The organism is Symbiopectobacterium purcellii (genome assembly GCF_019797845.1).
Classification (GTDB): Bacteria; Pseudomonadota; Gammaproteobacteria; order Enterobacterales; family Enterobacteriaceae; genus Symbiopectobacterium; species Symbiopectobacterium purcellii.
Genome location: NZ_CP081864.1, coordinates 2,515,445 through 2,528,083, shown reverse-complemented (window position 1 = coordinate 2,528,083; position 12,639 = coordinate 2,515,445). Strand labels below are relative to the sequence as shown.

At 52.0% G+C, this 12,639-nt stretch carries 9 protein-coding genes; 4 read left to right on the top strand and 5 right to left on the bottom strand.

Annotated elements, in window-relative coordinates; translation table 11 throughout:
• Positions 1 to 10: 10 nt before the first annotated feature.
• The gene (locus K6K13_RS11835) at positions 11 to 643 is read left to right on the top strand and encodes an MBL fold metallo-hydrolase (protein ID WP_222157215.1); all 633 of its coding nucleotides are present in this window, start codon (positions 11 to 13) and stop codon (positions 641 to 643) included.
• 43 nt (positions 644 to 686) lie between these two features.
• On the opposite strand, the gene K6K13_RS11830 is transcribed toward K6K13_RS11835, so the two are convergent.
• From K6K13_RS11830 to pncB, 4 genes are all read right to left on the bottom strand, one after another.
• A complete protein-coding gene (locus K6K13_RS11830) occupies positions 687 to 1,877 on the bottom strand; it encodes an amino acid aminotransferase (RefSeq protein WP_222157214.1) in 1,191 nt (396 codons plus the stop codon).
• A gap of 230 nt (positions 1,878 to 2,107) precedes the next feature.
• Positions 2,108 to 3,199 carry a porin gene (locus K6K13_RS11825; RefSeq protein WP_286206766.1) on the bottom strand — a complete coding sequence of 364 codons (1,092 nt, stop codon included), beginning with the start codon at positions 3,197 to 3,199 and terminating at the stop codon, positions 2,108 to 2,110.
• Between the two features lie 313 nt (positions 3,200 to 3,512).
• A complete protein-coding gene (asnS, locus tag K6K13_RS11820; RefSeq protein ID WP_222157213.1) occupies positions 3,513 to 4,913 on the bottom strand; it encodes an asparagine--tRNA ligase in 1,401 nt (466 codons plus the stop codon).
• Positions 4,914 to 5,074: 161 nt separating this feature from the next.
• The gene (pncB, locus tag K6K13_RS11815; RefSeq protein ID WP_222157212.1) at positions 5,075 to 6,280 is read right to left on the bottom strand and encodes a nicotinate phosphoribosyltransferase; all 1,206 of its coding nucleotides are present in this window, start codon (positions 6,278 to 6,280) and stop codon (positions 5,075 to 5,077) included.
• 368 nt (positions 6,281 to 6,648) lie between these two features.
• Here pncB and pepN point away from each other — a divergent pair, with 368 nt between their 5' ends.
• From pepN to K6K13_RS11800, 3 genes are all read left to right on the top strand, one after another.
• On the top strand, positions 6,649 to 9,264 hold the full coding sequence (gene pepN, locus K6K13_RS11810) for an aminopeptidase N (protein WP_222157211.1): 2,616 nt from the start codon (positions 6,649 to 6,651) through the stop codon (positions 9,262 to 9,264).
• A gap of 159 nt (positions 9,265 to 9,423) precedes the next feature.
• Positions 9,424 to 10,434 (top strand): quinone-dependent dihydroorotate dehydrogenase, encoded by a 1,011-nt coding sequence (gene pyrD / locus K6K13_RS11805; protein ID WP_222157210.1) that lies wholly within the window; start codon positions 9,424 to 9,426, stop codon positions 10,432 to 10,434.
• A gap of 348 nt (positions 10,435 to 10,782) precedes the next feature.
• Positions 10,783 to 11,349 (top strand): cell division protein ZapC, encoded by a 567-nt coding sequence (locus tag K6K13_RS11800; RefSeq protein WP_222157209.1) that lies wholly within the window; start codon positions 10,783 to 10,785, stop codon positions 11,347 to 11,349.
• A 14-nt stretch (positions 11,350 to 11,363) separates the two neighbouring features.
• Here K6K13_RS11800 and K6K13_RS11795 read toward each other — a convergent pair whose 3' ends face one another.
• Complete coding sequence (locus K6K13_RS11795) at positions 11,364 to 12,467, bottom strand: YcbX family protein (protein ID WP_222157208.1); 1,104 nt, start codon at positions 12,465 to 12,467, stop codon at positions 11,364 to 11,366.
• Positions 12,468 to 12,639: the final 172 nt, after the last annotated feature.

Sequence of the window (12,639 nt, the reverse complement as noted above, 5' to 3'; positions counted from 1 at the left end):
GTGGAGTGCTATGAAATACCAGATTGTTCCCGTAACGGCGTTCAGCCAAAACTGTACGTTGTTATGGTGTGAGGAAACCCGCGACGCGGCGATTGTTGACCCCGGCGGCGAAGCGGAAAAAATCAAACGCGCCGTCGCGCAGTGCGACATCAACGTGTCGCAAATCCTGTTGACGCATGGACATCTCGATCACGTCGGTGCGGCTCAGCAACTGGCCGATCACTATCAGGTGCCGATTATCGGCCCACATCCCGCAGATGCCTTTTGGCTTGATGGTTTGCCCGCACAGAGCCGCATGTTTGGCCTGACAGAGTGTGCACCGTTAACGCCGACGCGCTGGTTGCAAGAAGGGGATTCGGTAACAGTGGGTAACACGGTGCTGTCCGTGCTGCACTGCCCGGGACATACGCCGGGCCATGTGGTGTTTATCGACAAGGTATCGCGTTTAGCGCAGGTGGGCGATGTGATTTTCAACGGGGGTGTCGGGCGCAGTGATTTCCCGCAGGGCGACCATCAGGCACTGATTACGTCCATTCGTACCAAGTTGTTCCCACTCGGTGATGATATCACCTTTATTCCTGGGCACGGCCCGATGTCGACGCTGGGTCAGGAGCGCAAGACCAATCCTTTTGTGCATGATTAATGCACAGGCATCCCCCGACTAGCAGGGTATGCCTGACGGTATATTACAGCACGGCCACAATGGCTTCGCACAGCGGAGCCATGTTTTCCGGCGTCATACCCGCCACGTTAACCCGCCCAGAGTTCACCGCATAGACCGCAAACTCATCGCGCAGACGCAACACCTGCTCTTTGGTCAGACCGCTGAAGGAAAACATACCGTTCTGCTGGATGATAAACGAGAAATCCTGCGTCGCGCCTTTTTCCTGTAAGGTATTGACGAAAAGATGACGCATGCGTTGGATGCGCTCGCGCATCGCTGTCAGTTCCTGTTCCCACAGGGTACGCAACGCCTCGTTGCCGAGAATGGTCGCTACTACCGCCGCACCGTGTGCTGGCGGGTTGGAGTAGTTGGCGCGGATGATGGATTTCACCTGGCTGAACGCTTTGTCTGCCACATCGGCATTGGCCGCCACCAGGGTGCAGGCACCGACACGTTCGTTATACAAGCCAAAGTTCTTCGAATAGGAGCTGGAGACCAACAGTTCCGGGTGGGAAGCCGCGAAAATACGCAGACCCTCTGCATCCTCTTCCAGCCCGCGAGCAAAGCCCTGATAGGCAAAATCAAACAGCGGCAGCCAACCCTTCTGAGCAGACAGGTCAGCCAGCGCTTGCCACTGCTGCGCTGTAGGATCGATACCGGTCGGGTTATGGCAACAACCGTGGAATAACACCACGTCGCCCGCTTGAACTGCTTCAAGGCTTTTTACCATGCCATCAAAATCCAGCGCGTGGTTAGCAGCATCGTAGTAGTGATAATCACACACTTCCAACCCGGCAGCCTGGAACACGTTTTTATGGTTAGGCCAGCTCGGGTTACTTACCCAAATACGCTTAGCGGCGGTCTGACTGGCGATAAACTCTGCGGCAATACGCAGGCCACCGGTGCCGCCCGGCGTTTGTGCGCTACGTGCACGCTTTTCGCTGATAATCGCGCTTTGCGTGCCGAACAGCAGTTCCTGGGTGCGCAGAGCGAATTCAGGCAGGCCATCGATTCCGAGATAGTTTTTGGTGGCTTCATTCTCCAGCAAAAATTGTTCTGCTTTTTTTACACTGGCCAGCACCGGTGTCTTTCCGGTTTCATCTTTGTATACGCCGATACCCAGATTGATTTTTTGTGGACGAGAGTCGGCGCGAAACAGATCGGCCAGGCCAAGAATCGGATCAGCGGCAGCAGCAGTAATATGTTCAAACATTGATGGCTATTCCATGACAGAGGTTAGGCAAGAACCTTCAGGTTACCGCTAGCCATAAGCTTTGCCAACCGTTTGCGATCAAAATGCAGGTGAAATAACAGGAAAAATTGTGGCAGGAGCTATAGCCATAAATGGCGCTAATAGTCAGGGGACAGAAAACAAAAAGACAGGGCACAAGGCCCTGTCTTTTTCGTTATCAGACTGCGTAATGCAGTGGTGATAAAACGAAATTAGAACTGATAAGTTACACCAACAGCATACTTGTCATCATCGTTAACGCCGTAAGCATTAGTGTCTTTGATCAATTTGATGTCGTATTCAGTGTATACGGAGAAGTTTTTGTTGAATGCATAAGTTGCACCCAGGCTCACGTATTTGGTGATGTAGGCATTACGATTGTTGGTGTCGTCTTTAGCTTTGCCAGAAACGTAACCCAGAGACGGCGTCAGACCGAAATCGAAGTTGTACTGAGCAACAGCTTCGAAGATTTTAGTTTTATCTGCGAAATTGGTCAGCGGCGTAGCAGGGTCTCTTCTGCCGTTGATATAGCTTGCATTGCGCAGTTCAGAATAGATAGCTGCAACATAAATGTTGTTAGCATCATATTTCAGACCAGTACCCCAAGCTTCAGCTTTTTTACCTGTACCGGTAGTAAACTGGTTTTGCTCAACAGTACGGCTAATTGCTGCGTAGTTAGCAACGATACCTACACCAATTGGAGATACGTACTCCAGTGATGTACCCCAACCGTCGCCATTCTGAGTGTCCGGAGCAGTACGCTCGTTCAGAGTGTCTTTATTGTTCTTACCTTGATATTGCAGACCGAAGTTCAGACCATCAACCAGACCAAAGAAATCTTTGTTACGGTAGGTCAGAACGCCAGTAGAACGGCCAGTCAGGAAGTTGTCAGAGTTGGACTGGTCGCCGCCCCACTCAGGCAGAACGTCGGTGTATGCCAGAGAATCGTAAGCGATACCCATGTTACGACCGTAGTCGATGGTACCGAAATCAGCGATTTTCAAACCGGCGAAAGCATAACGAGTAGCAACGTCAGAACCTTCTTTTTTGTTGCCAGCGAATTCAGCTTCGTAACGACCGTAGCCCGTTACATCGCTGGTGATCCGCGTTTCACCTTTGAAACCCAGACGTGCATAAGATTTGTCACCATCCTGACCGCTGTTGTCAGAAAAACGGTGTTTAGCGGTAACTTTACCGTACAGGTCCAGTTTGTTGTCGTCTTTGTTGTAAACTTCTGCTGCGTTTACTGCGCCAGCAGCTAACAAAGCCGGGATTACTACTGCAAGAATATTGCGTTTCATCATTATTACCCTCATTGGTGTTTTAAGACACCCGCCGCTGCCATTAACAATTCTCGAAAAAAGTAATAAAACTCTTACGGAACTATCACTGGAAGTTTGGTGTCCTCCTGTGTCTGAACGCAGTGTTCCATTCACTCGCCCGTTAATCTACCCTTAAAATGATACTAAGTTCGTAATAGGGTAATAAAAAGAAAGATTGTGTTTCAAGTTGTAAATTTTAGGGAACTTTTTCAGCCTTATCTGAAAGAAAAAAAAGACCGCGAATTATTCGCGGTCTTTTTTCTAGTTATTTGTTTTACTTATGTTTAATGCGTATTTAGAAACTGGCGTTACGTGGAGTGCGTGGGAAAGGGATTACATCGCGCACATTTTGTACACCGGTCACATAGGCGATCAGACGTTCAAATCCGAGCCCAAAACCGGAGTGCGGAATGGTGCCGTAGCGACGCAGATCGCGATACCACCAGTAATCTTCTTTATTCAGCCCCATTTCTTCCAGACGGCTGTCCAACTGCGCCAGACGCTCTTCACGCTGAGAACCACCGATGATTTCGCCGATGCCTGGTGCCAATACGTCCATGGCTGCGACAGTTTTACCGTCTTCGTTCATACGCATATAGAAAGCTTTGATGTCTTTCGGGTAGTTTTTTACCACCACTGGCGCTTTGAAGTGTTGCTCAGCCAGGTAGCGCTCATGCTCGGAAGCCAGATCGACACCCCAGAACACCGGATTCTCGAAGGTATGTCCGCAATTCAACAGGATTTCGATCGCGTCGGTGTAATCCACCTGGGCAAAATCAGCGCTGACGAAGTTTTCCAGACGGCTGATGGCTTCTTTATCAACACGCTCAGCAAAAAACGCCATATCATCGGCGCGCTCTTCGAGCACGGCCTTGAAGACGTATTTCAACAGGCTTTCGGCCAGCGCGGCGGCATCGTCAAGGGTCGCGAAGGCCACTTCCGGCTCGATCATCCAGAACTCCGCCAGATGGCGGCTGGTGTTGGAGTTTTCAGCACGGAACGTGGGGCCAAAGGTGTACACATTCGAGAGCGCACAGGCGTAGGTTTCACCGTTCAATTGGCCAGAAACGGTCAGGAAAGCCTCTTTGCCAAAGAAATCTTCACTGAAATCCACTTTACCCGCCTCGGTACGCGGCAGGTTTTCCAGATCCAGCGTAGAAACGCGGAACATCTCACCGGCACCTTCGGTATCCGACGCGGTGATAAGCGGCGTGGAGACCCAGAAATAACCGTTCTCATGGAAGAAACGGTGAATGGCTTGAGCCAGCGTATGACGCACACGTGCTACGGCACCGATCAGATTAGTGCGCGGACGCAGGTGCGCGACTTCACGCAGGTACTCAATGCTGTGCCGTTTCGCCGCCATCGGATAGGTGTCCGGATCGTCTACCCAGCCCACCACGTCAACGGCGGTCGCTTGAATTTCGAATGATTGACCTTCACCCGGTGACGCCACCACGGTACCTGTGACAATCACAGAGCAGCCAGTGGTCAATTTCAGAACGTCATTCTGGTAATTGGGAAGATTATTATTTACGACCGCCTGTAACGGATTAAAGCAGGAACCGTCATAGACGGCGATAAAGGAGATACCGGCTTTAGAATCTCTCCGGGTACGTACCCAGCCGCGCACGGTGACTTCACTGTCAACGGCGACACGGCCTTGCAGTACGTCGACTACAGGCACTACGCTCATAAAATTCTCTCTTCTCAATGAATGGTATTAAACGGGTCAACCCCTAAGGGTGATTTGCTATGTTACTTGCCGTCTGGCAGGACACAAGCAGAAATCACCGGAATGCGCTAAGTTTTGCGCATTCCGGTAACGTTGGGCTAAATACTGAGCAGTCGAACAGACTAGCTGGCTTTTCTGATGCGCGGCAGATCGAAGGCTTTGCGCAGCGCAGAAATAAACGCGGCGTCGTGGCAGATTGTCTTGCCAGGGCTATCGGAGAGTTTCGCCACCGGGCGACCGTTACACTCCACCAGCTTGATGACGATATTCAGCGGTGTAACGCCCGGAATATCGCAGGTCAAACGCGTGCCGATGCCAAACACCAGATTGATGCGCTGAGAAAAATGGCGATAGAGCGTAAGAGCTTTTTCCAGATGCAGGTTATCGGAAAACACCAGCGTCTTGCTCATAGGGTCAATGCCTAAGCGCTGATAATGTGCGATGGCCTTTTCCCCCCAATCGATTGGATCTCCGGAATCATGACGCAGGCCCTGATAAGCGTTCGCGAAATCGAGATCGAAATCACGCAGGAACGCATCCATGGTAATGCAATCCGTCAGTGCGATACCGAGCTGATCGGGGTATTCCACCAGCCAGGCGTGCAGGGCGGCACGTTGGCTGTTAGCCAATGTCGCACCGAGTTGCTGATGCGCCTGGAACCATTCATGCGCCTGCGTTCCCACCGGCGTCAGCCCTAAACGGCGCGCCAGATCGTAGTTGCTGGTACCAATCAAATAGGGGAACTCTTGCTGCAACACGCTCACGATCTCGTGTTGCACATCGCGGGAGAAACGACGCCGGGTGCCGAAATCCATCAGTTTGAAATGGCTCAGATCGATACCCTGACTGCGTTCACGGAACTGCGCCAGCGTGCGACGCAACTGCGCCACGGCGTGTACGGCGCTAACGTCCGGGGTACGCGAGCGGTGTACCACTTCACTGATCACCGCCAGCAAGGGGACTTCCCATAAAATCACTTCGCGCCACGGGCCGCGAATGCGAATATCCAGCTTGCCGTGATGATTGCTCACAGTAACCTGTTGCGGGTTAAAGCGGAAATGACGTAGCCACAGTAAATAATCTGCGGTAAAAAAGGGCAGCGTAGAGAGATAAGCGAACTCGTCGTCGCTGAGTGACAGTTGGCTCATCAGCGCGATCTGCGCGGTGATAGCCTCTGCATAACTCCCTAACAGCTCATCGCCGCGGCAGCGGAATTCCGCTGTAACGTCCACATCATAATAATGATGAAACACCGCTTGCTGCATATGAAGCTTGTACGCATCCGTATCCAGCAATGAGTTCAAAATCGGGGAAGGGTGTAAAGTCATAATGCGTTACAGCATCCTCGTCAGACGCGTTTCCACTATCAAAATCATCAGCAACGTTCGGTGAGTATACCTTGATTCACGCTGCGTTGTCGCTATCACCAGATATACCCGTCATACTTCAAGCTGCAGGTGCGTTGTCTGCACTCATTAATCTGAATCACTTACTTGAGTAAGTTCATCGGGATTCGTTCGCTTGCCGCCTTCCTGCAACTCGAATTATTTAGGGTATAACATCATAATCCGGCCAGAAAAGAGAGGACCAATCGTGCTCAGGCATGGTTATTATTCTCATCCACTTAGTCATGGCAACATCGTTGTAACAGGCATAAACTGAACTGTCAAAGCAAAGAGTGAGGTGTAAACATCCTATGAATCAACAGCCGCAAGTAAAATACCGTCATGATTACCGTGCACCGGACTATACCATCAGCGATATCGCGCTTGATTTTGTTCTGGATGCACAGAAAACGCACGTCACGGCAGTGAGCCAGGTAGTTCGGCAGGGAGAGGCAGGGGCGCCGTTAACACTGGACGGTGAAGGGCTGACGCTGTTAAGCCTGACAGTGGATGGACAGGACTGGCCGCACTATCAGGTTGAGGATAATGGCCTGGTGTTAACGCACCTGCCCGCCGCTTTCACGCTCAGCATTGTCACAGAGATTAACCCAGCCGCCAACAGCGCGCTGGAGGGGTTATACCAATCTGGCGCGGCGCTTTGTACCCAGTGTGAAGCGGAAGGGTTCCGCCACATCACCTATTATCTGGATCGCCCCGATGTGCTGGCACGCTTTACCACGCGCATTACCGCCGATCCGGTTCGCTATCCTTATTTACTCTCTAACGGCAATCGCATCGCACAGGGCACGCTGGACGATGGTCGACACTGGGTTGAGTGGCAGGATCCGTTCCCGAAACCGTGCTACCTGTTCGCGCTGGTGGCAGGGGACTTCGATGTGCTCAGCGACAGCTTTACCACCCGTTCCGGGCGCGAAGTGGCCTTGGAGTTGTATGTCGATCGTGGCAACCTCGATCGCGCGGATTGGGCGATGACATCACTGCAAAATGCCATGAAGTGGGATGAAACCCGTTTCGGCCTGGAGTATGACCTTGACATCTATATGATCGTTGCGGTGGACTTCTTTAATATGGGCGCGATGGAGAATAAGGGGCTCAATGTCTTTAACTCCAAATACGTGCTTGCCAAGGCGGAAACGGCTACCGATAAAGATTACCTGAATATTGAAGCGGTGATCGGCCACGAATATTTTCACAACTGGACCGGTAACCGCATTACTTGCCGTGACTGGTTCCAACTCAGTTTAAAAGAAGGGCTGACGGTGTTCCGCGATCAAGAGTTCAGCTCCGATTTAGGGTCGCGCCCGGTAAACCGCATAGATAACGTGCGCGTGATGCGCGGTGCGCAGTTTGCCGAAGATGCCAGCCCGATGTCGCACCCGATCCGCCCGGATCAGGTGATCGAAATGAACAACTTCTATACCCTGACGGTTTACGAGAAGGGTTCAGAAGTGATCCGCATGATGCATACGCTGCTGGGTGAGGATAATTTTCAGGCGGGCATGCGACTTTATGTCGAACGCCATGATGGCAGTGCGGCCACCTGTGATGATTTTGTGCAGGCGATGGAAGATGCCTCGGGGGTGGATCTGACCCAGTTCCGCCGTTGGTACAGCCAGTCGGGTACGCCAGTGGTGACGGTGCGTGATGACTATAATGCCGCAACGCAGCAATATCTGCTGTCGGTCAGCCAAAAAACGCCGGTGGGCGCGGACGGTCAGGAAAAACGTCCGCTGCATATTCCGCTGGATATTGAGTTGTACGATCAGCAGGGCAATGTCATTCCATTGCAATACGCCGGCCAGCCGATCGATTCGGTGCTGAACCTGACCGAAGCAGAGCAGACCTTTGTGTTTGATAATGTGCCGAGTCAACCGATCCCTTCTTTATTAAGGGAGTTTTCTGCGCCGGTTAAACTCAATTATGCCTGGAGCGACGCGCAACTGACCTTCCTGATGCGCCACGCACGTAATGATTTCTCGCGTTGGGATGCGGTGCAAAGTCTGCTGGCCAACCATATTCGTCTCAACGTGGCGCGCTATCAGCAACACCAACCGCTCTCGCTGCCGCTGCATCTGGCCGATGCGTTCCGTGGGGTGTTGTTGGATCCTGCTCTGGATCCGATGTTGGCGGCGCAAATTCTGACGCTGCCCAGTGAAAACGAAATGGCAGAGCTGTTTGAGATTATCGATCCACTGGCCATTGCCGCGGTGCGCGAGGCGATGGTTCGCACGTTAGCCACAGAGTTGGCCGATGAGTGGCTCGCGGTGTATCACGTTAACGCCACCGCAGAGTACCGTATCGAACACGCTGATATTGGCAAACGTGCGCTACGTAACACCTGTCTCTATTATCTGGCATTTGGCGAAGCGACGCAGGCTGATGCGCTGGTAAGCGCGCAGTATCAACAGGCGGATAATATGACGGATGCGTTGGCGGCGCTTTCCAGTGGAGTCAGTGCGCAACTGCCGGTGCGCGATAGGTTGATGGCGCAGTTTGACGATCGCTGGCACACCGATGGCCTGGTGATGGACAAATGGTTTGCCTTGCAAGCGAGCAGTCCGGCCGGTGATGTATTGTCTCGGGTACGTGCGTTGCTCAACCACCGTTCATTCAGTCTGAATAACCCCAATCGACTGCGTGCGTTAGTCGGGACGTTTGCCAGTGCCAACCCGGCAGCGTTTCATGCCGCAGATGGAGAGGGCTACCGTTTCCTGACCGAGATCCTCAGCGATCTCAATACCCGCAATCCGCAGGTGGCTGCTCGGTTGATCGAGCCGCTGATTCGGTTGAAGCGCTATGACGAATCGCGCCAGGCGTTAATGCGCCGCTCACTGGAACAATTGAAAACGCTGGATAACCTCTCTGGCGATTTGTTCGAAAAAATCAGTAAGGCGCTGCAACGCTAATCTGTCCATAAGGTTCCCGCGTCAGGCGGGAACCTGTTTTCAGTGATAAATGTTTTACTTTCCCTCGCGATCTCATTACCATTTCCCGCCGTGCGTCAGGAAGTCACCCGCTTTATTGTTGTTTTTGCATGCATGACTTTTGGGATCTCAGGAGACACTATGTTCTATCCCGTAATCAAGAAGGCACTTTTCCAGCTCGATCCAGAACGGGCTCACGAATTTACCTTCCAGCAGTTACGTCGTCTGTCTAATACACCGTTTGAATTTCTTATTCGCCAATCTGTTCCCACCAAACCTGTTACCTGCATGGGCCTCTCTTTTAAAAATCCACTCGGTTTAGCCGCTGGTCTGGATAAAGATGGTGATTGTATTGATGCGCTGGGTGCAATGGGGTTTGGTCATATTGAAGTCGGTACGGTAACACCGCGTCCGCAGCCAGGAAATGATAAACCGCGTCTGTTTCGCGTTGTGGAAGCGGAAGGGTTAATTAACCGCATGGGATTTAATAACCACGGCGTTGATAACCTGATCGAGAACGTAAAAAAATCCCGTTTTGGCGGTGTACTGGGAATTAATATCGGCAAGAATAAAGATACGCCCGTTGAGCAGGGTAAAGATGACTATTTGATCTGCATGGACAAGATCTATGCTCACGCCGGATATATTGCGAGCAATATCTCTTCACCGAATACGCCGGGATTACGTTCTCTGCAATACGGTGAAGCGTTGGACGATCTGTTGCAGGCGATTAAAAATAAACAAGAAGCATTGCATCAGCAGTACCAGAAATATGTGCCGATCGCCGTGAAGATCGCGCCGGATCTTTCTGAGGAAGAATTGATCCAAATTGCTGACAGTTTGGTGCGTCATAACATTGATGGGGTGATTGCCACTAATACCACGTTGAATCGTGACCTGATTCAGGGGTTAAATCATTGTGGGCAAACCGGTGGATTAAGCGGGCGTCCATTACAGCAGCGCAGCACTGAAGTTATTCGCCGTTTGGCGCAAGAATTGAACGGCCGTTTGCCGATTATTGGCGTTGGCGGGGTTGACTCACTGACGGCGGCACGGGAAAAAATGGCTGCGGGAGCCTCTTTGGTACAGATATATTCCGGCTTTATTTTTCATGGGCCACGTCTGATTAAAGATATCATTACCCATATTTAATCTTTTCATCACATCATTTCTCGTTGGGGGTTTATTTATTCCCCCAGCTAGTCTATATTTTACTCGTTTGTGCAATTAATCTTCTTTTTTACAGAAAACGCGACTGACATACCCTCACCGAGCGTATGAAGGATATAGGCCTTAAATAATTCGAGTTGCGGGAAGGCGGCAAGTGAATGAATCCCGATCAGCATACTCAGGTAAGTGATTCGGGTGAGTGAACACCGCCAACGCACCTGCAACGTGAAGTATGACGGATATAACCCGTTTTCTTGTCAAGGATGGCAATGGTATGTGGTGTGCAGACGCAATGGCGTCGATGAATAGCCCAGGGGGAAGGTAAATAATATGAAGTTAAAACCTGACGACAATTGGCGCTGGTACTTTGATGCGGAACACGATCGTATGATGCTGGATTTAGCCAACGGCATGGTATTTCGTTCTCGTTTTTCGGCCAAAATGCTAACACCAGATGCGTTTGCCCCCGTATCATTTTGTGTCGATGACGCCGCATTGTTTTTCACCTTTCAGGAAAAATGCCAGCCTATTTCATTGCAGCATGAATTGCAGGCAGAGCTGGTATTAAATGCGCTGGTGGCTCACCGTTATTTAAAACCGCTGATGCCAAAGAGTTGGTATTTTGCGCAGCAACCCCATGAACAGCTGGCACCGCAAATGGGCGATGCCGTGTGGGTCATGCTGGCAGAAAACCAGGACATTGCCTGTTTTATGGTGGTGGATCGCGGTGAAAAGGCCAGCCTGTGCGTGTTGGCACAAGAGGCGTTGACGCTCAACGGAAAAACGATGCAGTTGGGTGAAGCGATTAAAATCATGCATGACCGCCTGCTGCCCCAGCAGAGCGCGCTGGCAGGGGCAATGCCATCGGCATCCTTCCCCTATGCCAAGGTGGTGTAGGGGAACGGTTCTTGTCAGGCAAGCACCAGGTTGCCCTGTGGCACGCAACTGCACGCCAGAATAGTGCCATCCTCGCGCACTGCACCTTGCTTTAAGGGCGAAACCTCGCCGCTGACCAGCGTTATTTTGCAACAACCGCACACACCCGCCCGGCAAGAATAGGGCACGCGCACGCCGTGCTGCTCTAGCTGCTCTAACAAAATCTGCTGATTATTCCCTGACAGCGTTTTGCCCTGATAGTGCAGGGAAAGGCCTTGTTCCGCCTGAACCGGCGCTTCCAGCGTAGCGGCCGGAATTCCTGCACCATAGCGACGCGCTGGCTTGGTTGCCAGCACCTCGACGCTATCGCCCACGCGAATGATACCGCTTTGACGCGCCACCATGTTCTGACCAAAATCCACATCACCGTTTTCCGCCGTGCGGAAGGCTTGCAGCGTGGCGAGCGGCTCTCCCGAGGGATGTTTGCGCCCGCGCTCCGTGCTTACCGTGGTCAATACGCAGCGGCTGCACGGTTTGACAACGTCAAAGGTCACCTCACCGATACGCAGCGTCTGCCAGCCGTCTTCCGCGAAGGCGTCAGCGCCGGTCACCACGATATTAGGGCGAAATTGAATCAGTTTTATCCCGGCGCTGCAACGCTGGCGCAGTGCCTGAAAAGAGGCCTCATTGACCAACAGATAAGGGTAACCGTCAGCGAAACCCAACGGAATGTCGGGAAAACGCTTTACGCGACGAGAGGGCGTGTCACCCACCCAGTGCAACTGCACCGGACGTTTGAAATAGCCGCTCAGCCACTGGTTGATGTTATCGGGCGCGATGCAGGCAGAAAAATGTGTGCCCCAGACCTCAGTAGGCTGTGGCGTGTGGGCGAAATCCGTATAGCGTACTAACGCCTGAGCGCCGTCAGGCGCGGTGAGAAACAGGCCGTCAGGCAGCAAGGCCTGTGTAAACAGCACCATTTCGGGGAACTGGCGCGCAGTGATAAAGGTCCCATCGGGTTCCGTCACCATAAAGGAACGGTCATACGCCAGACCACTGGGCGTTGCCAACGCATGGGAAAGTTGCAAGCCGCGCAAGGATTTAACCGGATGAACGTACAGTTGGGAAACACCAATCATCAAGAGTACCTATCTGTTCAAAGGTATTTAACGCGGCAACTTTATGACAAGTCGCTGGGATTAGCTATAATGCGCCTCAATTTTATGTGTTACACCCGTGATACTTCAAATTGCACGTGCGCTGACTGTGTGGGGTTACCCGAACCACTTATCGCTTTGTTGCAACCCGAAG